Source organism: Streptomyces sp. NPDC002851 (assembly GCF_053591935.1).
Map to the genome: position 1 here is coordinate 1 of NZ_JBSFUT010000048.1, position 24,479 is coordinate 24,479.

17 protein-coding genes are annotated in these 24,479 nt (G+C 72.2%); 8 read left to right on the forward strand and 9 right to left on the reverse strand.

Annotated features, from left to right (window positions below):
- The 3 genes from ACWD10_RS34060 to fdxA all read left to right on the forward strand — a co-directional run.
- A partial coding sequence (locus tag ACWD10_RS34060; RefSeq protein ID WP_451097546.1) for a 2-oxoacid:acceptor oxidoreductase subunit alpha occupies positions 1 to 1,431 on the forward strand: 1,431 nt, incomplete at its 5' end.
- The gene (locus ACWD10_RS34065; protein WP_451097547.1) at positions 1,424 to 2,530 is read left to right on the forward strand and encodes a 2-oxoacid:ferredoxin oxidoreductase subunit beta; all 1,107 of its coding nucleotides are present in this window, start codon (positions 1,424 to 1,426) and stop codon (positions 2,528 to 2,530) included. The genes ACWD10_RS34060 and ACWD10_RS34065, both read left to right, overlap by 8 nt.
- A complete protein-coding gene (gene fdxA / locus ACWD10_RS34070) occupies positions 2,527 to 2,829 on the forward strand; it encodes a ferredoxin (RefSeq protein WP_451097548.1) in 303 nt (100 codons plus the stop codon). Before ACWD10_RS34065 ends, fdxA begins: the two co-directional genes overlap by 4 nt.
- Positions 2,830 to 2,895: 66 nt before the next feature.
- Here fdxA and ACWD10_RS34075 read toward each other — a convergent pair whose 3' ends face one another.
- The 3 genes from ACWD10_RS34075 to ACWD10_RS34085 are packed head-to-tail and all read right to left on the reverse strand — an operon-like array spanning position 2,896 to position 6,823.
- Complete coding sequence (locus tag ACWD10_RS34075) at positions 2,896 to 3,198, reverse strand: acyl carrier protein (protein WP_451097549.1); 303 nt, start codon at positions 3,196 to 3,198, stop codon at positions 2,896 to 2,898.
- A 44-nt stretch (positions 3,199 to 3,242) separates the two neighbouring features.
- On the reverse strand, positions 3,243 to 4,181 hold the full coding sequence (locus ACWD10_RS34080) for a carbohydrate kinase family protein (RefSeq protein WP_451097550.1): 939 nt from the start codon (positions 4,179 to 4,181) through the stop codon (positions 3,243 to 3,245).
- Positions 4,178 to 6,823, reverse strand: a complete 2,646-nt coding sequence (locus ACWD10_RS34085; RefSeq protein ID WP_451097551.1) for a LuxR C-terminal-related transcriptional regulator — start codon at positions 6,821 to 6,823, stop codon at positions 4,178 to 4,180. The genes ACWD10_RS34080 and ACWD10_RS34085 overlap by 4 nt, the downstream gene beginning before the upstream one ends.
- Positions 6,824 to 7,004: 181 nt before the next feature.
- Here ACWD10_RS34085 and ACWD10_RS34090 point away from each other — a divergent pair, with 181 nt between their 5' ends.
- On the forward strand, positions 7,005 to 8,015 hold the full coding sequence (locus tag ACWD10_RS34090; protein ID WP_451097552.1) for an AfsA-related hotdog domain-containing protein: 1,011 nt from the start codon (positions 7,005 to 7,007) through the stop codon (positions 8,013 to 8,015).
- Between the two features lie 89 nt (positions 8,016 to 8,104).
- Positions 8,105 to 9,040: an AIR synthase-related protein gene (locus ACWD10_RS34095; RefSeq protein WP_451097553.1), complete on the forward strand. Its 936-nt coding sequence runs from the start codon at positions 8,105 to 8,107 to the stop codon at positions 9,038 to 9,040.
- A gap of 28 nt (positions 9,041 to 9,068) precedes the next feature.
- On the opposite strand, the gene ACWD10_RS34100 is transcribed toward ACWD10_RS34095, so the two are convergent.
- Positions 9,069 to 10,628: an MFS transporter gene (locus ACWD10_RS34100; protein ID WP_451097554.1), complete on the reverse strand. Its 1,560-nt coding sequence runs from the start codon at positions 10,626 to 10,628 to the stop codon at positions 9,069 to 9,071.
- Between the two features lie 376 nt (positions 10,629 to 11,004).
- Here ACWD10_RS34100 and ACWD10_RS34105 point away from each other — a divergent pair, with 376 nt between their 5' ends.
- The 3 genes from ACWD10_RS34105 (at position 11,005) to ACWD10_RS34115 (ending at position 17,045) form a co-directional block, all read left to right on the forward strand.
- Positions 11,005 to 13,926 carry a helix-turn-helix transcriptional regulator gene (locus tag ACWD10_RS34105; protein WP_451097555.1) on the forward strand — a complete coding sequence of 974 codons (2,922 nt, stop codon included), beginning with the start codon at positions 11,005 to 11,007 and terminating at the stop codon, positions 13,924 to 13,926.
- A gap of 793 nt (positions 13,927 to 14,719) precedes the next feature.
- Entirely contained in the window at positions 14,720 to 15,751 is a 1,032-nt protein-coding gene (locus tag ACWD10_RS34110) for a LuxR C-terminal-related transcriptional regulator (protein ID WP_451097556.1), read from the forward strand.
- A 223-nt stretch (positions 15,752 to 15,974) separates the two neighbouring features.
- Positions 15,975 to 17,045 carry an AfsA-related hotdog domain-containing protein gene (locus tag ACWD10_RS34115; RefSeq protein ID WP_451097557.1) on the forward strand — a complete coding sequence of 357 codons (1,071 nt, stop codon included), beginning with the start codon at positions 15,975 to 15,977 and terminating at the stop codon, positions 17,043 to 17,045.
- On the opposite strand, the gene ACWD10_RS34120 is transcribed toward ACWD10_RS34115, so the two are convergent.
- Genes ACWD10_RS34120 through ACWD10_RS34140 form a run of 5 tightly spaced genes read right to left on the reverse strand, consistent with a single transcriptional unit; the run spans position 17,020 to position 24,136 of the window.
- On the reverse strand, positions 17,020 to 17,925 hold the full coding sequence (locus ACWD10_RS34120; RefSeq protein ID WP_451097558.1) for a 4'-phosphopantetheinyl transferase family protein: 906 nt from the start codon (positions 17,923 to 17,925) through the stop codon (positions 17,020 to 17,022). The genes ACWD10_RS34115 and ACWD10_RS34120 overlap by 26 nt on opposite strands.
- Positions 17,922 to 18,278, reverse strand: a complete 357-nt coding sequence (locus ACWD10_RS34125; RefSeq protein WP_451097559.1) for an acyl carrier protein — start codon at positions 18,276 to 18,278, stop codon at positions 17,922 to 17,924. The genes ACWD10_RS34120 and ACWD10_RS34125 overlap by 4 nt, the downstream gene beginning before the upstream one ends.
- Positions 18,253 to 20,358, reverse strand: a complete 2,106-nt coding sequence (locus tag ACWD10_RS34130; RefSeq protein WP_451097560.1) for an HAD-IIIC family phosphatase — start codon at positions 20,356 to 20,358, stop codon at positions 18,253 to 18,255. The genes ACWD10_RS34125 and ACWD10_RS34130 overlap by 26 nt, the downstream gene beginning before the upstream one ends.
- Positions 20,355 to 21,410: a 3-oxoacyl-ACP synthase III family protein gene (locus ACWD10_RS34135; protein WP_451097561.1), complete on the reverse strand. Its 1,056-nt coding sequence runs from the start codon at positions 21,408 to 21,410 to the stop codon at positions 20,355 to 20,357. The genes ACWD10_RS34130 and ACWD10_RS34135 overlap by 4 nt, the downstream gene beginning before the upstream one ends.
- Positions 21,407 to 24,136, reverse strand: coding sequence for a beta-ketoacyl synthase N-terminal-like domain-containing protein (locus ACWD10_RS34140; RefSeq protein ID WP_451097562.1), 2,730 nt, complete (start codon positions 24,134 to 24,136; stop codon positions 21,407 to 21,409). The genes ACWD10_RS34135 and ACWD10_RS34140 overlap by 4 nt, the downstream gene beginning before the upstream one ends.
- Positions 24,137 to 24,479 lie beyond the last annotated feature (343 nt).

The window sequence follows — 24,479 nt, forward strand, 5'->3', positions numbered from 1 at the left end:
GAGGCCCTCAAGGACTTCGAGCTCTCGCGCAAGGACGCGGGCCGCTCGAAGAACATGTTCGCGCTCGGCCTGCTGTCGTGGATGTACCACCGGCCCACCGAGGGCACGGAGCGGTTCCTGCGTGCGAAGTTCGCGAAGAAGCCGGACATCGCGACCGCCAACATCGCGGCTTTCAGGGCGGGTTGGAACTTCGGTGAGACGACGGAGGACTTCGCCGTCTCGTACGAGGTACGGCCCGCCGTCTCCGCCTTTCGGTCCGGTACGTATCGGAACATCTCGGGGAACCTGGCTCTGTCGTACGGCCTGGTGGCGGCGTCGCGGCAGGCGGATCTGCCGCTGTTCCTGGGCTCGTACCCGATCACGCCCGCGTCGGATGTGCTGCACGAGCTGAGCAAGCACAAGAACTTCGGCGTACGGACCTTCCAGGCGGAGGACGAGATCGCCGGGGTCGGCGCGGCGCTCGGGGCGGCGTTCGGCGGGGCGTTGGGGGTGACGACGACCTCCGGTCCGGGAGTCGCGCTGAAGTCCGAGACGGTCGGGCTCGCCGTCTCGCTCGAGCTGCCGCTGCTGATCGTCGACATTCAGCGGGGCGGCCCGTCGACGGGGTTGCCGACGAAGACCGAGCAGGCCGATCTGCTGCAGGCCATGTACGGGCGCAATGGTGAGGCGCCGGTTCCGGTCGTCGCGCCGTCCACTCCGGCGGATTGCTTCGACGCCGCCCTGGAGGCCGCGCGGATCGCGCTGACGTATCGGACGCCGGTGTTCCTGCTGTCCGACGGCTATCTGGCCAATGGTTCCGAGCCGTGGCGGATCCCGGACGTGGACGAACTCCCGGACCTGCGCGTCCAGTTCGCCCACTCGCCGAACCACCGGACCGAGGACGGCGCCGAGGTCTTCTGGCCGTACAAGCGCGACCCGCAGACCCTCGCCCGCCCGTGGGCCGTGCCCGGCACCCCGGGCCTTGAGCACCGGATCGGCGGGATCGAGAAGCAGGACGGCACGGGCAACATCTCGTACGACCCGGCCAACCACGACTTCATGGTGCGTACGCGGCAGGCCAAGGTCGACGGCATCGACGTGCCGGACATCCAGGTCGACGACCCGAGCGGGGACGCGGGGCTCCTGGTCCTGGGCTGGGGTTCGACGTACGGGCCCATCACCGCCGCCGTACGCCGTACCCGCGCAACGGGCGAACGGGTGGCCCAAGCCCACCTGCGGCACCTCAACCCGTTCCCCAAGAACCTGGGCGAGGTCCTGCGCCGCTACGAGCGCGTGCTTATCCCGGAGATGAACCTCGGCCAGCTCGCCACCCTCATCCGCGCCAAGTACCTGGTCAACGCCCGTTCCTTCACGCAGGTCAGCGGGATGCCGTTCAAGGCCGAACAGCTCGCCACGGCTCTCAAGGAGGCCAAGGAGGCCCTCGATGGCTGAGATCACGGAACGCAAGACGACGGAACGCAGGACGGTCGAAGCGCTCTCACTCGTGCCCAAGGCCGAGGCGAAGCAGTCGATGAAGGACTTCAAGTCCGACCAGGAAGTCCGCTGGTGCCCCGGCTGCGGCGACTACGCCGTCCTGGCGGCCGTGCAGGGCTTCATGCCCGAACTCGGCCTGGCCAAGGAGAACATCGTCTTCGTCTCGGGCATCGGCTGCTCGTCGCGGTTCCCGTACTACATGAACACGTACGGCATGCACTCCATCCACGGCCGCGCCCCCGCCATCGCCACCGGACTCGCCACCACCCGCCGCGACTTGAGCGTCTGGGTGGTGACAGGTGACGGCGACGCACTGTCGATCGGCGGCAACCACCTGATCCACGCGCTGCGCCGCAATGTGAACCTGAAGATCCTGCTGTTCAACAACCGGATCTACGGCCTCACCAAGGGCCAGTACTCCCCGACGTCCGAAATCGGCAAGATCACCAAATCCACGCCGATGGGGTCCCTCGACTCCCCCTTCAACCCGGTGTCGCTCGCGATCGGCGCGGAGGCCTCGTTCGTGGCGCGGACGGTCGACTCGGACCGCAAGCACCTCACCGAGGTGCTGCGCCAGGCCGCCGACCACCCCGGCACGGCCCTCGTGGAGATCTACCAGAACTGCAACATCTTCAACGACGGCGCCTTCGAGGCCCTCAAGGACAAGCGGCAGGCCGAGGAGGCGGTGATCCGCCTCGAGCACGGGCAGCCGATCCGCTTCGGCATCGACGGCGCGCAGGGAGTCGTACGCGACCGGAACAGCGGCGAGTTGAGGGTGGTCACGGTGACACCGGAGAACGAGGTGGACGTCCTGGTCCACGACGCGCACGCCACCTCCCCCACCACCGCCTTCGCCCTCTCCCGCCTCGCCGACCCCGACACCCTGCACCACACCCCCATCGGCGTCCTGCGCTCCGTCACCCGGCCCGTCTACGACACGCTCATGGCCGATCAACTCGACGCCGCCACCGAACAGAACGGCAAGGGCGACCTCGCGACGCTGCTCGCCGGCCACGACACCTGGACCGTCAAGAAGCCCTCCGAGGAGCCCCAGTGACCTACGTCATCGCCCAGCCCTGCACCGACGTCAAGGACAAGTCCTGCGTCGAGGAATGCCCCGTCGACTGCATCTACGAAGGCCGAAGCCTCCTCTATATCCACCCGGATGAATGCGTTGACTGCGGAGCCTGCGAACCCGTCTGCCCCGTAGAGGCCATCTTCTACGAGGACGACCTCCCCCAGGACTGGGCCCCGTACGCCGTCGCCGCCGAGGAGGTCTTCGCGACCCTCGGTTCACCTGGTGGCGCGGCCGCTACCGGGCCGCTGCCCGAAGACCACCCGGCGGTCGTCGGCTGAGCAGTCGTCGGCTGAGCGATCGTCGGCTGAGGGGCCGTTCAGGGCCGTGGGTGGCTCCGCTCCGGGTCACCCACGACTCTCGGCCCGGCGAACAGCGGGGTCCCGGGCGAACAGCGGGGTCAGGTAAGTGACCAGGTCGGAAACCGTCGGGTGGTCCCAGACGAGGGTCGGCTCGAGGATGAGCCCGTGCTCGTCCTCCAGGTCCCCGACGAGGCTGAGCGCCGAGACCGAGTCCATGCCGAACTCCGCGAGCGGGGTCCAGTGGTCGATGGTCGCCTCCGGCCGGTCGAGGTAGAGCGCGAGCCGGGCGGTGAGCCAGCCGCGTACCTCTTCGGCGAGCGCCGCCTGTCCGGCAGTGGGCGTGATCATGGCCCCTCCTCAGTCGTCCCCTTTATGCATGCTTTCCGCCGCACCTAAAGCGCTGCTTGTGCTGGTACGAGCGCTGGTACGAGCAGGGCCAGGTCGGCCGCCGCGTCCGGGCCGTACGCGTCGCGGATCCGCTCCGGCAGGCTCGGGAGCGCGGGGGTGTACCCCTGCGGCCCGGGGTTCTCCAGAGCCACCGCCGCCAGGGCGCAGCCCAACTGGGCGGCCCGCAGCACGTCCAGGCCCCAGGCGGCAGCCGTCAGAAACCCGGCGCGGAAGGCGTGCCCCGCCGGATACGCGGTCTTCTCCGCCGGATACGCAGTCTTCGGCGCCGGATACGGAGCCCTCTCCGCCGGATGATCGAGCGGGACCGCGGGTACACGCAGCGGATAGCGACCAGGGCGTACGACCACCGCGCCCTCGGCTCCCCGCGTGATGACCCAGGCCGCCCCGACCCGCCCGAGAACCTGCTGTTCGGTCAGAGCGGCGCGCTCCTGCAGACGTACGCTGTCCGGCTCGCTGGTGAACAGCCAACGCGGACGGGCAAGCAGGGCACGGGCCTCGACCCGGGTGAGCCGCCCGAGCCCCCGGCCCGGACTCGCGGCGAACGGAATACCGAGCTCCACGCTGCGCCGGGCATGCCGCACCATCGCCCCGGGAGCACCGGGCCCGACCACGACGAGGCTCGGATCACCACCGACCCGATGACACACGTCAGCGAGATCGGGCTCTCGCAGCACTGCCGCCCTGCCCCCGTCCCCGTCCCCATCCCCATCCCCGCCATCGGGCCCGATCCGTACCGAGTCGGTGTCAACGCCGTACTGCTTCAACCGAATCCGCTGGTTCTCGAAGTCCGTCCCCGCCGTACCGACGAGCAGCGGGCGCAGCCCGAGCGCACCCAGTCCGAAGCAGATCTGCACGGCAGCGGCGGCGGGGGCGCCGGCGGGCGGACGACCGCCGACGATCGAGCCCGTAACGGCGATCCTCATCCGCGCCCGCTCCTCTCCACACCCGCAACACCCGCAACACCCGCAACGCCCTCGACGCCCGCAACGCCCTCGACGCCCTCAACTCCGTCGCCCGCCGCGCGCAGCATCTTCTGGGCCACGTGCACCCGTGAGCTGCAGTCGAGCTTGCGCATGACCTTGCGGAGGGTGTTCACGGCGGTCCATTCGGCGATACCGAGCCTGCGGGCCACCTCGCGGTTGGTGAGTCCCTCGGCGACGAGCGCGGCCACTTCCTGTTCGCGACGGGTGAGCAGCCCGGTACAGCCGGGACCGGCGCCGGGGGCCGCACCCGGCACCGGATCCTGGTGCGGCGGAGCAAGAGCCCGCCCGACCGCCTCGGCAGGCGTGAGCCTGCGGGCGGTACGGCAACACGCGTCGTACGCGGCAGCACCAAGCCGTACGCGGGCTTCGTCCGCCAGCAACTCGGCTTCGCCAGGCGGCAGTTGGGACGGCAGTCCACCCACCCGTTCCTCTATGGCGACACCCGCGGCAAGCAACAGGGCGGCCCGTTCCCAGGACCGACTCCCGCGACCGCGCGCGTGCAACCAGGCAAGGACGAGAAGCGCGGCGCCGGTACCGGGCAGATCCCCGAGTTCGTGCAGGGTGACCAGGGCAGCGCGCGCGGGGGCGAGGACGGCCTCAGCATCGGCGTCAGGCCCGCCGTCGGCCGCGGTGTCCGGGTGTGCGTCAGCCGGTTCGGTCGTCGCCGTGGCCATGAGGCGGGCCCGTACGAGAGTCGTGCACGCGATGCGGTGCGGGTCACCGAGCCGTTCGGCGGCGTGGACCGCGTCGTCGGCCAGGCGCAGCGCCAGGTCCGGCGCACCGAGGGAACCGAGCACCTCGGCAAGAAGCGAGGTGGCGCGGACCCGCCCCGGCAGATCGTCGAGCGCCGCGAACTCCTCGACGAGCGGCGCGAGCAGATCGCGCGCGGTAGCCGGTTCGCCCTGCTCACGAACGGCCCGAGCAAGGACGAGACGGGCCTGAGCCAGCCCCTGCCGATCACCATGCGCGGCACACAGCTCGACGGCCTCCCGTGCACGGGCGCGGCCTTCGGCCAAGGCACCACAACCCAGCTGCGCCCGGGCAAGCGCGGTCAGCACGGCCGCACGCACCTCCGGCTTCAGCGGTCCGGCCGCCCGCCCGAGCGCGTCGAGCGCCGTGAGACGGGTGACGGCGGCCGCGGCCTCACCCCGGTGCAACCAGTACGGCAGCGCGGCCGCGGCAAGCCGGGCGGCAGCATCAACACCCCCAGAGGACTTGGAAGCCAAGGACTTGGAAGCCGAGGACTCGGAAGCCGAGGACTCGGAAGCCCTGGAAGACTCATCCCCCGCCAGGGTGTCGAGAGCCGCGAGCAGATCCTCGTGTACGCGATCGAGCCGCTCAAGGGCCCCGGGCCGTTCGGGACCGTCCAACAACGCCAGCACAGCATGGACCTGTTGACAGACATACGCGGCATGGGCGGCCCGCGCCGCGTCCCACGCCCCGTCACGGCGCAGCACACTCCGGGCGTGGCTCCGCGCGAGACTCGGCATCCGGAACCGCATCCCGCCGTCCGGCTGCTCCTCGCACAGCAGCAGACTGTGATCGACGTACTCCTCGAGCGCGCGATGCACATCGGGGAGCGGCAGCCCATACGTACCCGCCACATCCCCCGCATCGAAGCCACCGGCGAACACCGCGAGCCGCACAAGAAGATCACGGCGATGCGGGGGCAACGGCGACCAGCCATGAGCGAGGGCACCAGGCATGGTCAGATGCCGCGACGTGGTGTCGGCACGGGTGCCGTACAGGGCCCCCGGAGACCGCTCGAGAGCATCGACGAGGGCGGCCGGAGAGGTCACCTTGAGCCGAGCGGCGGCGAGTTCGGCGGCAAGCGGCAGACCATCGAGCCGCAGAGCGAGATCAGCGACAACGGCACAGTTCTCACGGGTGAGCCGGAACCCGGGCCGCCCCGCACGCAGACTGGACAGCAGCATCGCAACAGCGGGCACACGAGCGAGCCGCACCGGATCGGCACAGTCCCCCGGCCCGGGAACACGCAACGGCGCAAGCCGCATCCGCCGCTCCCCGTACACCCCGAGCGCCCGCGGCGCGACCGTAAGAACCCGCACGTCACGGGTGGTGTCCAAGAGTTCGGCGACGGCCGGGGCAAGGTCGTGCGTGTGCCGGATACCACAGTCGAGAACGGCGAGCGCGGTCACCCCCGGCGGCGGGCCGTCGCCGAACTCCCCAGCAAACGCCCGCAGTTCACCCAACGCGGCACGGGTGTCCCGAGGAGACAGATCGTCGAGCTCCAGATACCGGCCGCGACCGCCGCTCTGAAGTACGGAGTCGAACACGGCCGCGGCAAGACGACTCTTCCCCACGCCCACGGGCCCGGTGAGCGCGAGCATCCGGCTCTGGCCACCCTCGATCCAGGCGGCCAGCTCGGCGAGTTCGGCATCGCGGCCGACAAGAGGGGTGAGAGTGCGCAGTCCTCCAGCGCGGACGGTGCCGGTACGGGTATCGGTACGGGTATCGGTACGGGTGCGGGTGACGGTGCCCCCGGCCCGCACCGTGTCGTACGCGATGTCGTCCGCAATGTCGTCCGCGAGCACCATATGGCTCCCCCTGCCGATGGACATGGCCGGGAGGCTGGCAGCGGTGGCCTAAGTTCGCCTAAAGGACCGGGGATGGCGCCGATGTGTACTCGCTGCCAGGCAGGGACTTGTCAGCGGGGCTGTCTTGGCCGGGGCCGATGGCGCAGCGACGCTGAAACCGTGCGGCAGGGTACGGCGCAGGCCCGTACGACACGCAGGGAGTCTCATGGCACAGTCCACGTCCACCGTCGCCGGGCCCGGCTTCGGGCTTGAACTCTCTTCTGTCACCGGTCGGTTGACGCACCACCGCCGTACGGCTCCCGGGGCGGAGGAGCGGTTCACGCTGGCCGGGGAGATGCCGGTGGGGCATCCGCTGTTCGGGGACGCTCCGGGGCGGCACGACAGTCTCGTCTTCCTGGAGATCGTGCGGCAGGCCGGGCCGTTCCTCGGGTACCGGGGCCTTGGCGTGCCTGCCGAGCGGCCGTGTCTGTTCTCGCGGCTTGCGTTGCGTCTGGCCGATACGTCGGTCTGGGATGCGGCGGGGGTGGGGGCAGAGGCGGGGGCAGAGGCAGGGACCGGGGCTGCTATGGCGGTTGATCTGCGGGTGGCGCCTACGAAGTCGGTGCATGGGGTGCCGCGGGGGTTTCGGCTGAGTGGTGCCTTGGAGCTGGACGGGGCTCTGGGGTGTACCGGGGCGGCTGAACTCGTCTGTCTCGCCCCGGGGGTGGCTCGTCAGCACCGTGCCTCGGCCCGTCTCGCTACGCTCGCCGCCCGCGAGGCGCCGTATCCGGCCGGGCCTGCGCCTCGGCCGGTCGCCCCTGGTGAGGTGGGGCGGGGCGATGCGGCGAACGTGGTCGTGTCGGAGCCGGTGCCGGTGCGTGGTGTGGACGGGCTTGTCTCTGTGCTGGTGGTCGACCCGGCGCACCCTGTCTTCTTTGCCGAGGCTACGGACTCCGTACCGGGGTTGCTGCTTGTGGAGGCGGTGCGGCAGAGCGCCATGCTGGCGGTGGGGCGGGTGGTGGGGCTTGATGTGCGGCGGACGGTGCTGACCAGTCTGGCGCTGCATATCCGGGGGTTCGCGGAGCTTGATCTGCCGGTGGAGTGCACCGCGGTTCCCCAGCGGGAGTCCGGCGAACGCGGAGCCACCGGCGAAATCCGGGTCGTACGGAGCAGCCTGACCATGGCTCAGGCCGGACGGGTCGTCGTCGAGGCGGACGTGGTGGCGGTAGAGCAATGACGGAAACGGTGAGCTCCTTGACGTCAGCACCGGACAGCGCCGCCCGTGGGGCGGGACACGTCGGCCTTGGTCAGGATTCGCTCCACGTCTTGTTCGAGGATGTGCTGGGTGAGTTGCTCGGCGCGTGCCCGTCGTTCGGGTCGGGGGTGCCGGTGGTGCTTCCTGGTACGTACGTTGTCGATCCGCCGTTTCATGGGTGCGGTGACATCGGGCATGTCGCGGTGTGCGGCACCGTCAATGAACTTGCCGCCGCCGGGGCCGAGCCGCTCGGGCTGACCTTGTCGGCGGTGGTCGAGGCGGGGCTTCCCGTGCAGCGGGTGTTGCAGGTGGCCGCCTCTGTGCGGGAGGCGGCGGCCGCTGCCGGTGTGGTGGTCTGTGGTGTGGATGCTCGTGTGGTGCGGGCTGGTGAAGCGGACCAGATCTATCTGCACACCACTGGGCTTGGTGTGCTGCGGCGGCCGGGCGAGCGGTCGGCGGGAGCGGCGGATGCTCGCGCAGGTGACGCGCTCCTCGTCAGTGGGGCGCTTGGTGGGCATGGTGCGCATGTTCTTTCCGCGCGGCGGTCTCTGGGGTACGAGGGTGTCGTGTCCGGTGGGTGTGCGCCGCTGAACGGGCTCCTTGAGCAGGTGCGGGAGGCCGTTCCGCGGGAGGCGGTGCGCGCGGTGCGGACGGTGACGCGGGGCGGGCTCGCTGCGGCGTTGCGTGCGCACGGCGGTGCGGCGGGGCTTGCCGTGCGGGTGGACGAGGCGGCGCTTCCGGTGCGGTACGAGGTGCGGGTGGCTCTGGACGCTCTGGGGATCGATCCGTTGGACGCGGCCGGCACCGGATGTGTGTGCCTGTGTGTGGCCGCTGAGCATCGGGATGCGGTGCTTGCGGCGTTGCGGGCGCATCCGTTGGGGCAGGATGCGGCGGTGGTCGGCGAGTTGTGTGCGGGGCCTGCCGGGACGGTGCGGCTTGCGCGGGCCGATGGCGGCGGCACTGTGCCGGTCAGGGCCGAACCCGGGCCGCCTGCCCGGTTGTTGTGACCTCGGCCGTCCTCTCGCACCGCCCGCATTACCCGTATTGCCCGTACTGCCCGTACTGCCCATCCCTTCCGTACCGCCCATCCCTGCCGTACCGCCGTAGGCACCACAGCCCGACGCACACGGCCAGTGCGGGCAGCACGGACATGCCCGTCAGGACGCCCCAGTGCGCCGCCTCCGTCTGCTCGGCGGCGTGGCCGGTGTCCGAGGGGACGTATCCGGAGAGCTGGAGCGCGAGTGCGAACACGAAGGGGCCTACGGCGAGGCCCGCGGTTTCGGCTCCGCTGAAGGTTCCCGACATGGTGCCCGCTCGTGCGGCGTCCTGGGCGGTGCACTCGGCCAGCATCGCGTACAGGAAGAGGAGTTGACCGGCGTGCCCCACCCCGGCGATCAGCATGACGCCGAGTGTCCATGCCGCCGGTGGCGCGGCAGGCAGTGCCGGGGTGACGAAGAGCAGCAGGCAGGCCGCGGCGAAGAGGGACGACGCCGTGACTTGTCCGGTACGCGTGCCGTGGCGGGTGCCGTATCGGGTCCACAGGGGCGTGGTGCACAGGTTGGGCAGCACGAAGACCGCGACCATGGCGCCGATCAGGGTCTCGCTGCCCAGGACGTGGCGGGCGTAGTACGGGGTGCCGGCGAGGAGACAGCCGGTGGCGGTCACCTGCGCGAGGGTGCAGCGCAGGAGCGGCCCGAAGGAGTGCTTACGTATCAAGGGGTGCTTACGTATCACGGTCCGTGCTGTCGGCTCGGTGGACGGATCTGGGGGCTGCGCCCTCAGCGGCCCCATCGGCCTGAACGGCCTGAACGGCCTCGTCCTCAAACGCCGGACGGGCTGATTCTTGGCCCCCCGCCCCGTACCGAGGACCACCCCCAACGTCCCCAGCGTGATCACCCCGGCCCCGAAAAGACCCGCCCACCGATGCCCCGCGAGGCCCCCGCCGCCGGCCTCGACGACCGCCGGGGCCAGCGTGCCCGCGCAGACCGCCGCGACGGCGATGCCCGCGACGCGGCCGCCGACCAGGCGCATGCGGGACTCGGGGTGGTCGACGAGTTCCGCGGGCAGGGCGGCGTAGGCGGACTGGAAGACGGCGCAGCCCGTGGCGGTGAGCAGGAAGCCGACGGCGGTCAGGACGACGCCCGCCGTGCCCGGCCCGGCGAGGCCCGCGAACATCAACGCGAAGGCGGCGGCGGTGGCGAGCCCGCCGACCAGGATGTACGGGCGACGGCCACCCCGTCCGCCACCGTGCCCACGGTCGCTGACGCGGCCCGCCAGTGGCGCGAGGACGACCGCCCAGGCCTTCGGCAGCAGCACGACCAGACCCGCCAGCGCCGCCGCCACCCCGAGCGTGTCCGTCAGGTACGGAAGCAGCAGAAGTCCGGGCAGAGTGGTGCAGGCGCCGGTGACCAACGCGCCCAGGCCGTAGCCGATGCGGGCGCCCGCGGTCACAGGGCTTGGTCCGGCCGGGTTCGCGGCGGGGTGCGCGGAGGGGTGCGCGGCGGGGTGCCGCGGGCCGGTCGAGCCCGCCCGCAGTCCCGTCGTCACGGTGGGTGTCGCGGGCGTCGTCCCGGCTGTCGTCCCGGCTGTCGTCACGGTCGCCTCCCGGGCCTCAGGGCCTTGTGTGGTCTCGACCAGGAATCGCTCCGATCATGTAACTCGGGCTCCTTTGGCACCAGTCGGGCGATTTCCTTCGCTAGCGCGCGCGAGCCGACTCACGCGCCTCGAGGCCGCCTCTACCGAAAATCAATTCGGATGCGTCCTCGGTGCGCCGACGCGACCCGGCGTCAGGTATTTCCCGGACACATTCCGGGATCGGTAATGACCCGGGCCGTGAAAACCAGTACGTACTGCGGGAGACAGGAAGAGGGCATGTTCCAGAGTTCCCATCGGTCCACCGGTTCCCTCAAGTTGGCCGGTTTCCATCGGAGCGCCCGTACCGGGAGATCGTTCGGGACTCGAGGAGGTTTCCGTGGCTGAGGCTCATCGGGCCGGTCCGCGACGCCGCGATTTCGCTGTGTTGCAGCGCCAGTGGGAGCTCGCCCGTACCTCCGCGCGCTTCGTACGCATCACCGGTGAGCCCTGGTCCGGCAAGACCGCGCTGCTGCGTCAACTCGCCGAGCGGGCGGGGCGGGACGGCTGGATCTTGGCCATGGGGCGGGCGCCGCGCACCGGCCGGTCGAGCCCGTTCGACGTCCTCGTGGACGCCCTGGACGAGCATCTCGTGCGGGCCGACGGGTCGCTGTTCGAGCGCCTTGGACCGGTCGGAACACGGTGTCTCGCGCCGTACTTCCCGTCCCTGGCAACGACCGCCGCCCTGGCCGGACTTGAGACCGACCCGGACGCACGGCCGGTGGGCGACGACGGGGACGACGGGGACGACGGGCACGCCGTGATCCGTACCGTCCGCGCGCTCCTCGAACTGCTCGCCGCCCGTGGCAACGGGCTCGTGCTCGCCCTCGACGATGTGCACCGGGCGAGTCCGCGGGTCCTGGACTTTCTGGAGCACCTTGTCCGGCATCCGCCCGACGGGCCCGTGCTCACCGTGTTCGCGCACCGCACGCCGAGCACCGGGCGCCATCTGTGGGCGGTCGCCGACGACACCGACGCCGTACGGCACATCGCGCTGCGCCCGCTCACCGACGCCGAGGCCCGGCCGCTCCTGCCGACCTCCCTCGGGCCGCTGGCACGGGAGTTGGCGCTGCGCGACGCGGCGGGCGTACCGGGGCTGCTGCGGGCGGTGGCGGGGTACGAGCGCGGGGCGGACGGGCGGACGGGGGATCCGGACGACCACGACGGCGGCGCGGCCTGCCCCACCCCGGGGGCGCACCGCCACCGCCACGAGTCCCGGCCGTACGCCGCGCACGGCTCGCCCTGCTCGTGCAGCTCGTCCTGCTCGTGCGGCCGGACCTGCTCGTCGGTGGGGTCGTCCTACGACGCCCCGGGCCTGCACGGCGTCGCGGAGCTGCGCACCGGCACGCCGCCCGCGACGCTGCCCGGTGTGCCGGTCGAGCTGCACACGTTGTCGTCCCTGGGCTGGCGGACGGCGTGTGCGGCGGCCGTGGCGGGGGACCCGTTCTGTCCCGAAGTGGCCGCCGCCGTCGCCCGGTTGCCGGTCGAGGACGTACGGCGTGGCCTGGACGAACTGCACGACGAAGGTCTGGTGCGGGCCGGACGCGGCGGACTGCGGTTCGTGCGTCCTGCCGTACGGGTCCTGGTGCTTCAGGGCTGCGGTGCCGGGTGGCTGACGGCGGCGCGGCCGCGGGCCGTCGCGGCGCTGCGGGGCCGGATGGCTGTGGGCGCCGAGGGCGTGGCGGCGGCCTCGGTGCCGCTGGCCGCGCTCCTGGAGGACGCCGCCGACCTCACCGCGGAGGATGTACGCACCCTCGCCGTGACCGCCCGGGACGGTCTCTTCGTACGGCCATGGCGGGCGGTACGGGCACTGCGGCGCATCACGGGCAGGACGGGTGGACCTGGCGGACCTGCTGGGTCTGGCGCGTCTGGCGGGCCTGATGGGTCCGGCGGGTCTGGTGGGTCCGGCGGGCCGGATGGCTCGGGCGGCGCGGACGGCTCGGACGGTCCCGTCGGCACGCGGGGGTGGTGGCCCGTCGAGGCCCATTTGCTACTGCACAAGGCGCAGGTGGTGGCGGGGCGTCCGAGCGACGCGGTACGCGGGTACCGGGCGGTGTGGCCGCGCCTGCACGAGGTGCCGCCGGCCGCGGCGCGCGCGGACGCGGTGCTCTGGTACGCCCGCGCGCTGCGGTACGTGGGCCGCCGCGAGGAGGCGCGGGCGCTGCTCGCTCCGCTGACGCGCGCGCCGGGGGCGGGCTGTGCCGAACTCCTCGCCGAACAGGCCGCGCTCGAGCTGGAGTCGAGGGCGGGGGCAGGGGCAGGGGCAGGGGCGACGGTGCCTACGGTGCCGATGGCCGGTGCAGGTGCCTCCCCGGCCGCGTCAGCCGTGGTGGGCGCGCCAGCGCCATCGGGCCCGGGGGCGCCGACCGTACGTTCCGTACCCGAGGCACCGGGCGTACGAGCCGCACGCGCCGCACACCCCCCACGAACCGTCCCGGCCGGACCGACCAAGCCCACCGCGCCGAACGCCCCGACCACCCCGACCGCCCCGACCGCCCCGACCGCCCCGACCGCCCCGAACACACCTCCCCCGCCCACCACACCCACCCCACCCACCACCCCGGCCCAGTCCGCCCTGACCACCGCCCGTGCCGCCGTACACGCGGCCGACCCCGAGGACGCCCCGCGGTCGGGCACCGCCCTCGCGCTGCTCGCCGCGGCCTGTGCCGCCGTCGGGCGCCGGGCGGAGGCGCGGGAGCGGGCCGATGCGGCGGCCGAGCTGCTCGACGCGCTGCCGGACGGCGAACTCGCCGCGCACCTGGAGGCGTTGGGGCACCTGGGCGCCGCGCGCCTGGCTCTCGGGGACGGCGAGCGGGCCGGGCACCACTTCGGCCGCGGCCTGCGTGTGGCGCTCGACTGTGGGCAGGGCCCGCAGATCGCCGCGCACGCGCTCGGCCTCGCCCGGGTGCTGCTCGCCGCCGGGGAACTCACCGGCGCTGCCGACCGTGCCGCGCTCGCGCTCGACGCCGCGCGTCGGTTCGGCGGGCCGCCACTGGTCGAGGCGGCCCGCGGCCTCGGCGCCCTGGTCGGCGAGCTGTCCCTGTCGGCACGGCAGGACCAGCGGGTCGCCCAACTCAGCCACCGGGAAAAGGAAATCGCGGAACTCGTGGCATCCGGCTGCACCAATCGCAGCATTGCCGCGCGGCTCGACATCAGCGCGAAAACCGTGGAGACGTATATGAGCCGTATCTTCAAGAAGCTCGACGCGAATTCTCGGGCTCAAGTCGCACACACCATGGGACTGAATTCCCACATCCGTTGAACTCGTGAACCCGTGAACCCATGAATCCGTGAACCCGTGAATCCGTGAACCCGTCCCGAATAAATCGACCGGATCCAGCGTTCGCCATTCCCGGACGATCCGCCGTTCGCTATTCAGGGTTTTGACGGTGCCGCGGTGCGCGGGCCCTGCCGGTAATCCCGTGACGATTCCGGGTGCTGCGCTTCGGTTTCTGTACGGGCGGTTCTGAAGGCCGCACAACAAAAGCCCCGCCTCCCGGCCTTGGGGTTCCGGGGGGCGGGGCTGGGGGCGGGCTCGACCGACGGGGGATCCGGGAGTCGCCCGAGCCGAGCGTCACTCACCGTACTTGCGCGGCCCTAAAGGTGCGCTCGCGCGCCCCGTCCGCGCGCAGCATGCGCAACCCGCACACACGCCGACGGGCAGGTCGGCCGCCTGTGTGGCGGCCCACCTGCCCGTCGGGAGAGGACTGGAGCGGTCCGGGAGCTGCTCAGCCCCACTCGTCGTCGTTGGGTCCGTCGCCGATGCCGCCACCGCCGATCGGGGCCACCGCCACCACGTGATCATTGATTCCCGCGTCGGCGTCCGATACACCGGACACCCCCGCACCGACCACCGCCATTAGACCGGCGGAGACGGCAGCCGCAGCCAGAAAACCGCGAAAACGCACACTACCCATTACTGACCCCCAAGTAGGTTTCGGTGTTGCGTCGTGGTGCCAGTCTGCTCATCTCTGAAGCTACGCCCAAGAGTTGACCAATGACGTAAAGTTGCCTGGCAACTTGTTCTTCATTCGTCGGCCGGGGGTAACTGCTGGATGTCTGGAACTTCCCTTTCTGATCCAGAGTTCAACAAGTTCGACGGGATGGACGATGTCTGCGCCTCGGCCTACCAGCACGCGGTGCTGCGCGGCCGATTTGTACGGGACGAGACGGCCGCCGCCGTCGACCTGGACGAGAAGGAGGCGCAGCGAGTCGAGGAAACCCTGCTCAAGCTGCGCTTACTTCGGCCCATGCCGGGCCAGCCCACGGTGCTCGTGCCGGTCAGTCCGGACGCCGCCGCGGCCGACCTGGTGGGGCCCGCCGAGCACCACATACGCGCCCTGCAGCAGTCCGTCAGCGATGTCCGCACCCGCATGCTGGGCCTGCTGCCCGACTACTTCGAATCCCGGCGGAGACGCAATCACGACGAGGCGTTCGACGTCATCACCGACATCGGCATGGTGCAGGCCCTCATCAACGACTGGGGCCAGCGCTGCCGCAAGGACATGCTGACCGTGCAGCCGGGCGGCCCCCGCGCCCAGACCCGGCTCGAGCGCGCGCTGCCGCGCACCCTGGAACGGCTGGAGCGCGGCGTCCGCGTCCAGCACCTCTACCAGCACACCGTGCGCCGGGACCCGCCCACCACGGCGTACGTCCGGGCCGTGACCGCCGAGGGCGCGGAGGTCCGCACCACGGACCAGCTCATCGACCGCATGCTGATCTACGACCGGGAGATCGTCTTCCTGCCCGAGCAGCACGACGACCCCGACCGGCCACCCGGCGCGGTGGTCGTGCGCGAGCCCACCCTCGTCGGCTTCCTGTGCAAGCTGTACGACCATCTCTGGGCCAGGGCCACGGTGTTCGAGCCGGACGCGGAGGACGCCTCGGACATCACGGACGACGTGAAGCGGGCCATCGTGCGCCTGATGGCCCAGGGCCACAAGGACGAGCTGGTGGCCCGGCGCCTGGGCATGTCGGTACGGACCTGCCGACGCCATATCTCCCAGATCATGGAGGAGTTGGCCGCGTCCAGCCGCTTCCAGGCGGGGGTGAACGTGGCCCGCTCCGGGATGCTCGACGACGAGTAGTCGCCGGGGCAGGGGCCGGGGCCGGGACCGGGGTGGTGCGGTGTGGTGCGGGTGGCGGGAAGTACGCGTAGTGGGCCGGAAATAACTGTCGCGCAACTTGCTGCCACCCCGGGTCCCTGGCGCCCCGTACGACCTCGGCGCGACGCTGTCCGTACGGCTTGAACGACGCACAGATACACAGACGCACAGACGCACGCGGACGTACAGGGGAGGTGGTGGGCGCATGAGCGGAACCGCTCTCGCCGAAGGGCGCGCCGCGAGCGACGGCGGGCGCCGCCTCATCCACCGCCCGCGCGCGTGGGAGCACAGCGCGCTCGCCGTACTGCCGGACGTCGAGGAGGAGTTCGTGCTCAGCGGCGGGCTGCCGCGCGCACACCCGCTGCTCTGCGACGGGCCCGGGCTCTTTCACGATCTGCAGTCGGCGGCCGGGATGCTCCGCGAGGTCAGCGAGCTCATCGGCCGCAGCCATTTCGGGGTGCCGGGGCACCGCACCGGCGTGTTCTACCGGTTCGCCGTCGACACCGGCGACATCGGCGCCTGGCGCACCGGGGCGGGCCCCGGACAGCTCACCTCCACCCTGCGGGTACGCCCGGACAAGGTCATCGACGCGGTGCCGCGGGCCCTGGAGTTCCGTACCGAACTCACCCTGGACGGCGTGCCCTGCGGCACCGGCTCGGCGAATGTGGTGTTCCTGCCGCCCATGGTGCTGCGCGGGCACCGCGAGCACGGCCGCGCGTCGGCTGTCTCCGCCGGGTCTGCTGGCTCTGCTGGGTCTGGCGGGTCCGCCGTGTTCGCCGGGTCTGACGGGTCCGCCGGGTCCGCTGTGTTCGCCGGATCCGCCGGTTCCCGGGCGGGGCAGCGTCCGGAGCACGGCGGCGCGCCGGTGCCCCCGGCCGAGGTCGGCCGCACCACGCCCGCCACGGTGCTCCTGCACGACCCGTCGCCGGTCGCCAACGGCCGCCTCTCCGTGGCGGTTTCGGTGCCTGAGCACTGGCCGCTGGGCGGGGGCAGCAATCACCTCTCCGCGCTCGTGCAACTGGAGACGCTCCGGCAGACCTCGCTCCTCGCGGCCGGGCGCGCCCGGGGGCTCGCGCCCGCGCGCAGCACCCTCGGCTCGCTACAGGTCCACTTCCGCGGCTACGCGGAACCGGATCTGCCGCTGCGCTGCGCCGCGGTCGCCGGCCAGGCGGGCACGGACGGGCACGGCCGCCGCCGGGTCCCGGTCACGCTGACAATCGCCCAGTCGGGGCGTGCGGTCCTGGAGGCGGTCACGACGGTCGTGGAGGACCACTGAGCATGGCCTCGGACGACGTTGGCTCCCTCGGCTCACCGAGAGCCGCATGGATCGCCGAGACCGCCTCCGCGTCCAGCATCGTCGTGATCTCGGTGTCCAGGGTGCGGCCCAGGCCCGCGTCGTGCACCGCCGCCGAGACGCAGAAGGCCACGCCGCCGACGTCGAGTGCGTACGTACTGAAGGACCACTCGGCGCCCGAACCGGGCGTTCCGTCGGGTCGGTTGACGCGTACGGGCCTGCCGTCGGGGCCGAAGCCGAACTCGGTGAAGCGAAACTGCAGGCCCTGCCCGATGGCCTTGCTGTACGCCTCCTTGAGGGTCCACAGCCGCACCAGGCTCGGGTTGCGCCCATCCGGGGGCAGCGCGTCGAGGTCGCGGCGCTCCTGCGGGGTGCAGATGTGCCGGTCCAGGCCCTTGCCGTACAGCTGCCGATCGGCGCGCTCGGCGTCCACGCCGATCAGGCCGCGGGTGGTGAGGCCGACGAGCAGCAGGTCGTCGGTATGGCTGAGGCTGATGTCGATCTGGTCGCAGCCGCGCAGGGAGGGGCGTCCGGTGGGCCCGTAGGTGAGCTCCAGGTCGGCGGCGTCGGCGCGGAGCGCGGCCGCGGCGGCGTGTTTGAGCAGCCGTCGGGACGCGGCGTACCGGTCGCGGACCTCGGTGTGCGCGAGGTCGAGATAGCGCGCCCAGTCGCGGCCGAGCAGAGTGCGCAGCTCGGCGCCGGCGGCGCTGTCGGCGTCGCCTGCGGTCTCGGGCCGCCAGTCGGCGAGGCGGCCGTGGACGAGGACGCTGCCGTGGGTACGCAGTTCCTCGCGGACGAGGCATGACCAGCGTCCCCGGCCGTGGGGGGAGACGGCGAGGGGTTCGCCCGGACGCGAGTTCACAGCCGACCGTTTCCAGAGCCGACGCCGCCGCCGCCGACGCCGACGCCGCCGACGCTGACGCTGACGCTGACGCTGACGAGGGTGTGCAGACGGCGTACGGTGCGGGCCTCCAGGACGTCGGGCAGCGGCAGGCGCCGACCGGTGCCCTCCTCCAGGAGCAGGACGAGCCGCAGCAGATGGACGGAGTCCCAGCCGGGCAGGGCGTCCAGGTCGGTGTCCAGGTCCCGCTCGGTCAGTTCTACGCCCAGCTCGTCACGGAACAGAGCAATGAGTCCTGCGAGTTCAGTCCCTGCCGACTCAGTCCTTGCCGGCTCATTCCCTGCCGATTCAGTCCTTGTCGACAGAAGATCCATCGTCGTCCTCCCCGGGGCGGGCCTCTGCGAGGTCTGCGTCCAACGTCAAGTGCGTGGGTACGGGCGGCAGTTCGGTGAGGTCGTGGGTGAAGGACCCGACCTCGGACCCGGGCACGGGACGGAACCCGAGCGAGGGGTAGAACCCGGCGGCGCGGGCGTTCTTGTCCGTACGCCGGTAGCGGGCGTGCACCGCGGGCAGTCCGCGCCGGGCCGCGTCGGCGAGCAGCGCGGCGAGGCAGCCCTGCTCCACGCCGCGAGCCAGGACGCGACAGCTGAGCAGTACGGCATCGAGGTGCCGACCCTCGGCCCCGTCCCGCACGAGCAGCGCCCCCACGAGGCCGCTGTCCCCGAACCGGTCCCCGGCCCGCACGGCGAGCACCCGGCACCCGGGCCGCCGCGCGAACGAGGCGAGCTCCGCCTCCGCGAACCGTTCCCCGGTGAGGTTGAACTGATTGGTCCGCAGGGAGAGTTGGGCGATGCGGGCGAGGTCGTGGGGCGCGGCGGGCGCGAGCTGCACCCACGCGCCGAGATCGTGCAGGTATGCGTCGTAGCCGCCGGCGGAGCTGCCGCTGCGGCGGCGCAGTGCGTCGCGCGCGGCGGCGTCCCGGTAGCGGTCGGTCCGGAGGCGGTCGTCGTCGGTGAGGCGGGGGACAGTGAACCAGCCGTCTTGCAGCAACTGTTCGACGTAGTGGGCGGGTTCGGAGCCGAGCGGCACGACGGCGACCTCGGGCAGACGGTGCCGTATCAGGGCGCGCTCGGCCGGTGAGTCGTCGACGAACACGAGCGAGTCGACCCCGATGCCGAGCCGCCCGGCGATCTCCCTCAGGGCGGCGTCCTTGGGTTCCCAGGAGGCGGCGATGTGCACGAAGTCGCGCTCGCGGAGGGTCATTTCGGGGTGCTCGCGGAGGACCGCCCGGACCGGTCCGGGGTCGTTCTTGCTACTGACGGCGAGCAGGACGCCCTGCGCGGCCAGCTGCTTGACGGCCCGCTGGAGCGCGCCGTGGGGCCCGCCGCGCAGCCCGGAGGCGGTGACCCCGTCAGGGCCGTCGTCGCCGAGCACCCCGGACCACAGCGTGTTGTCGAGATCGAGGACCAGGCATTTTCGCGTGTGACCGCGACGCCGGGCCCGTAGTACATGGGCGACCTCGCGGGCGTACGCGGCGAACAGGGCGGTGGAGAACGGCGACCCGGTGTAGCGGGCAAGGCGGACGTCGACGGCCGGTCCGGGGGTATCGGCGACGAGGGGGTCGAGGTCGATGACGGCGATGTCAGCGCTATCAGTGATGTCGGTGTCCGGCACGGGCACGGGCGCGGCCGCCCGCCGCAGTACCCCGGCATTGAACTCCCGCCACACCACGGACAGTTGGGCCCGCTCGCGCTCGTCGATGAGCTGCTGGCTGTGGGTACGCAGGAGGGGCAGCGTATTGAGTACGAGGGTGCCGTGGCCGTACGCCGCATGGGCCCGGGTCACGGCGTCGAGCCGCTCACCGAGCCGGGCACAGGCGTCCGCCACGTCGTCGACGCCCCAGGGCACGGGCAGCTCGTCGAAGACGGCACCCGCGTCGAGCAGGCACAGCGTCAGATCGGCGTGGGCAGCGAGGAGTTGGCTGTGGCCGGGACCGGGCTCGGTGAGGTCGCGCAGATAGGCCCCGTGGTCCCCGTGGACGAGCCGGGCGAGCAGGCCGTGGCGGGCGAGCTCGGCGGTGAGCGGGTCGGTGAGCTGGGCGAGGGTGCCGTGTCCGGTGACGGCGACGGTGACGGTCGGCGTGTCGGGGTGGTGGGCCAGCACGTCGTCCGGGTCGAGCCCGGAGAGGATCCGTCCGCAGGCGAGCAGATCACCGGTCGGGGCGTTCCCGCTCCCCCCGGCGTTCCCGCTGCCCTCGACGTCCCCGACGCGCCCGACGCGCCCGGCGTTCCCGCCGTTCCCGGCGTTCCCGGCGTCGACGACCTCGGAGAGCAGGCTCGCGACCTCGGGATACGCGGCGGGGAGCCGCCCCTCGGCGCGCAGTTCCCGCAGGCGTCGTACGCCCTTCGCGGCGGCCGCTGCTGGCGACGCGGGCTCCACTCCGTACGTCGTCATACGGCCCCACCCGTCCTCTCCGCCGTAACGCGTTCCAGAGCCAGCCCCGCCTTGATCCACTTGCTGGACTCGATGCAGAGCGCCAACGCCCGTCGTCCCTCGCCCAGTTGGGGCATGAGCCGGTCGAGCTGGAGGAGGGGGAGCGCATTGCCGGTGTTGCCGGTGTCGGCGACGCAGGACACCTCGTGCAGGCCGGGGACGCCGAGGCTTGCGGTGATGCGGTCCGTCATGCGGCCGGAGAGCTGTGGCGGCAGCAGGAAGTCCACGTCCTTGCGGGCCCATTGGACACCGTCGAGCAGCTCCCAGAGGATCTCCGCGGCCATGGCCGGGACGTGGTCCTCGATGGCCTTGTAGTCCTCGCGCATCATCTGCCGGTCGGTCCCGCGCCGGGCGGGTCCGTCCCAGTCGAGGATCTGGCCGGGCGGGCGGCCGAGCCCGACGAAGCGGTGCACGAGGCCGCGTACGGCGACGGCGTCCCCGCACGGCTCGGCGGTCACGACCGCGGCCCCGGCCCCGTCCCCGAACAGCACGTAATTGACCAGTTCGTCGGTCGGCAGGGTGCTGGCACCGCGCCGCAGGTCCATGAACCGGGTGGTGGTGTCCCCGGCGAGCACCAGTCCGGTGCGGTGTCCGGCGGCGAGCAGCGAGCGGCTGAGGTCGAGGGCCTGTACGGCGCCCGCGCAGCCGGCCTGGAGCTGGTACGTCGGCAGATGGTCGAGGCCGAGCCGGTCGGCGACGTCGTTCGCGGTGCTGGGCAGGAGCAGGTCGGGGGTGGCGGTGGAAAGGACCACGAAGTCGAGGTCCTGCGCGTCGAGCCCGGCCGTGGCGAGGGCCTGCCCGGCGGCCTCGGCGCACAGGTCGGCGAGGGTGTGGGTGCTCTCGCCGGTCTTCGGGTCCCAGGCGAAGTGGCGGCTGCGGGTGCCGACGAACAGGTCCACCCACTCGCCGCTGATGCCGAACACCTCGCTGAGCGCGTCGTTGCCGACCGGCTCGCCGGGCAGTACGGCGCCGGTGCCCGCGAGGTAGAAGGGGGTGGCGAGGGCGGCGGTCATGACGTGACTCCCGCGCGCGGGGGGACATGGCCCAGCCACTCCCCGAGGAACGCGGCGAGCGTGCCGACGGTGCGCAGTTCGGGAAGGAGCTGTTGCACGGTGACGTCGGCGGCCTGCGGCAGGCGGGTCTCGATACGGTCCTTGAGCTGCATCAGCATCACGGAGTCGAAGGCGAGGTCTTCGTAGAAGCGGGTGTCGCGGTGGACGCGCCCGGGCTCGTATCCGCCGACTTCTGTGACGGCTTCCTGCACGGCGGTGAGGACGGAGCAGTCCCCGGCGGCTCGGCGTGTGGCGTCCGGCTCGACAGGGCTGGATGGCCTCAGGGCCGAGGGCTCGTACTGATCCGCCTGATCCGCCTGATCCTCCGTACGAACGTGGTGAGCCACCGGGCTGCGCCAGAAGCGGCGTTCGGTGTCGAAGGCGTACGGTGCGAGCCGCTCGAAGCGGCAGGCTTCGGGGGCGTAGAGGCCGTCCCAGGAGAGTTCGTGTCCGGCCCGGTACAACTCCGCGAGTACGGTGGCGAGTTCGCTTAGGCCCGCGTCCGGGTCCGGTACGGCGTGGAGGAGTGGGAGGCCGTCGGGCAGGGCGGCGCGGGCGGCGGCCGGGAGCGGGGCGGGGCCGAGGTGGACGAGGGCGGTCGGGGCGTGCTCGTTGAGCAGGGCGGTGAGCTTTTCGGTGCACCGGTCCTGTTCGGCGTACGGGCGCTCCTGTGGGGTGGGGGTGGCCGCGAGCCGGGCCGCCGCACCGAGGGCCAGCGCGCCCTCGGCCACCGCGGCGGTGAGCTCCCCGACACCGTCGCCGAGGACGACGTCGGGCACGGCGCCCAGCTCGCACAGGGTCGCGAACAGGGCGTGCCCGACGGCGAACAGCGCGGGCCGGGCCAGTGCGCCCCGGCGTACCTCCGCACTCCGCGCGAGCAGCGCGTCCCGTACGGACGTGCCGTCCAGGTGGGGCCGCAGCGCGGCGTCGACGCGGTCCAACTCGGCTCGGTACAGGCCGGATTCGGCGTACAGCCGCGCACCCGCACCTACCGGCAGGGCATCCGCGGCGCCACCCACGAGGAGCAGAATTCCAGCCCCTCCGGCGTCAAACCCAGCCCCTCCGGCGTTTGAGGAGCGGGGGTCCGGGGGCAGCGCCCCCGAAGCGCCGTCAGGCTTACGGGAAGGGGCGGGGCTGGGGAGGAGTTCCGGTTCGGCCGCCCCGGCCCGCAACGCCGCCGCAAGCGACACCGTGTCCTCGGCAACGAACGCCGCCCGGTACGGCAGTCCGGCCTTGACGCGGTTGCTGGTCCAACAGAGAGCCGCCGCATCGCCACGTGGGCGGCGCGCGATCGCCTCGGCCTGCGCGGCGAGGTTACGGCGCAGCGCCTGCGGGGTGTCGGCGGAGACCGTGAACACCCCGCCGGACGGGCGGCCACCACCGCGGCGAACCGCGGCGCGCCGGAGGCGGGGAGCGGAGGACAGCACGGCGTGCGCGTTGGTGCCGCCCATGCCGAAGCTGCTGACCCCGGCGACGGTCGGCCCGGCGGGCAGCCGTTCGGGCGCCTTGAGGAGCCTGAGGCCGCGTTCGGCGAGCCGGAGGCGGGGGTTCTCGCGGGTGGCGTGGCGGCTTGCGGGCACGATGCGGTGGTGCAGGGCGAGTACGGCCTTGATGAGCCCGGCGATACCGGCGGCGCCCTCGGTGTGGCCGAGGTTGCCCTTCACCGAGCCGATCACGCAGGGGCGTTCGCGGGGTACGGCGTGCAGTTCGCCGAGGGCGGCGCACTCGATGATGTCGCCGAGTACGGTGCCGGTGCCGTGCGCCTCGACGAACCGTACGTCCGCCGGGGTGATTCCGGCGCGGCGACAGGCGGCGGCCACGACGTCGCGCTGGGACCAACGGCTGGGCGCGGTCACGCCGTTGCTGCGGCCGTCCTGGTTGACGGCGGTGCCGTCGATCACGGCGTAGATCCGCTGCCCGTCGGCGAGCGCGTCGTCGAGTCGCCGCAGGACGATGGCGCCTACGCCGTCGCTGCGCCCGATTCCGTCCGCGTCCGTGCTGAACGGCTTGCACCGGCCGTCCGGCGCGGCCAGGCCCATGTGCCGGTAGACCTGGCCGAGGGCGGGGCTGAGCACGAGGTTGACGCCGCCCGCGAGTGCGGTCGAACACTCGCCGGAGAGGAGGGAGTTGACGGCGAGGTGGACGGCGACGAGCGAGGAGGAGCAGGCCGTGTCGACGGCCAGGCTGGGGCCCTTGAGATCGAGGTGGTACGAGATCCGGTTGGCGACCATGCCGGTGCTGCTGCCGGAGCCCAACTGTGCGGTGATACGGGCAGGTTCACCGAGCCCTCCCCCCATGGCCCCCATGGCCCCCATATGCAACTGGGCCCACTCGCTGCCCATGACGCCGATGAACACGCCGGTGTCACGGTCGGCGGTACGCGACAAGGCAGCCGGGGAACGTCCGGAGTCCTCCAGGGCGCGCCAGGCGCAGGTGAGAAGCAGCCGCTGCTGGGGGTCCATGGCGGCGGCCTCGCGCGGCGAGACGGAGAAAAAACCGTGGTCGAAGACGTCGGCGTCGCCGAGGAACCCGCCCTGAACGCTCCCGTCGAAGCCGCCTTTGAGCCAACGCTGCCGGGGCAGCGGCCCGATGGCGTCGCCCCCGCGCATGAGCAACTCCCAGTAGGCGGCGGCCCCGTCGGCGGCAGGGAACCGGCAGTCGAGGCCGACGACGGCGACGCGAGTCATGGGGTCCTCCTGCGGGCGGGGGTGCGGGGGCGGGTGCTGGTGCGGGGGCGGGTGCGGGGGCGGGTGCAGCTGCGGGCGCGGGCCGTCGGCGGTTGTTTCCCCAGCCCCGCCCCTTCCCGAAAGCTTGCAGCGGCTTCGGGGGCTGCCGCCCCCGGACCCCCGCTTTCGTCGCGCTGAACGCGCTCGTCCTCAAACGCCGGACGGGCTGATAGGTCCTCCCCTCCGGGCGGGAGGGGGAGGCGGGGGCGGAGGCGTTTCCCACCCTCCCCGGGGGCCGAAAATCCAGCCCCTCCGGCGTTTGAGGAGCGGGGGTCCGGGGGCAGCGCCCCCGGAGCGGCCGTCA

Bases quoted from the DNA above. Each gene is read 5' to 3' on its own strand.
- ACWD10_RS34065 (WP_451097547.1), top strand. From the start codon at position 1,424: ATGGCTGAGATCACGGAACGCAAGACGACGGAACGCAGGACGGTCGAA.
- ACWD10_RS34075 (WP_451097549.1), bottom strand. From the start codon at position 3,198: ATGATCACGCCCACTGCCGGACAGGCGGCGCTCGCCGAAGAGGTACGC.
- ACWD10_RS34080 (WP_451097550.1), bottom strand. From the start codon at position 4,181: ATGAGGATCGCCGTTACGGGCTCGATCGTCGGCGGTCGTCCGCCCGCC.
- ACWD10_RS34085 (WP_451097551.1), bottom strand. From the start codon at position 6,823: ATGTCCATCGGCAGGGGGAGCCATATGGTGCTCGCGGACGACATTGCG.
- ACWD10_RS34090 (WP_451097552.1), top strand. From the start codon at position 7,005: ATGGCACAGTCCACGTCCACCGTCGCCGGGCCCGGCTTCGGGCTTGAA.
- ACWD10_RS34110 (WP_451097556.1), top strand. From the start codon at position 14,720: ATGTCTGGAACTTCCCTTTCTGATCCAGAGTTCAACAAGTTCGACGGG.
- ACWD10_RS34115 (WP_451097557.1), top strand. From the start codon at position 15,975: ATGAGCGGAACCGCTCTCGCCGAAGGGCGCGCCGCGAGCGACGGCGGG.
- ACWD10_RS34125 (WP_451097559.1), bottom strand. From the start codon at position 18,278: ATGGATCTTCTGTCGACAAGGACTGAATCGGCAGGGAATGAGCCGGCA.
- ACWD10_RS34130 (WP_451097560.1), bottom strand. From the start codon at position 20,358: ATGACGACGTACGGAGTGGAGCCCGCGTCGCCAGCAGCGGCCGCCGCG.
- ACWD10_RS34135 (WP_451097561.1), bottom strand. From the start codon at position 21,410: ATGACCGCCGCCCTCGCCACCCCCTTCTACCTCGCGGGCACCGGCGCC.
- ACWD10_RS34140 (WP_451097562.1), bottom strand. From the start codon at position 24,136: ATGACTCGCGTCGCCGTCGTCGGCCTCGACTGCCGGTTCCCTGCCGCC.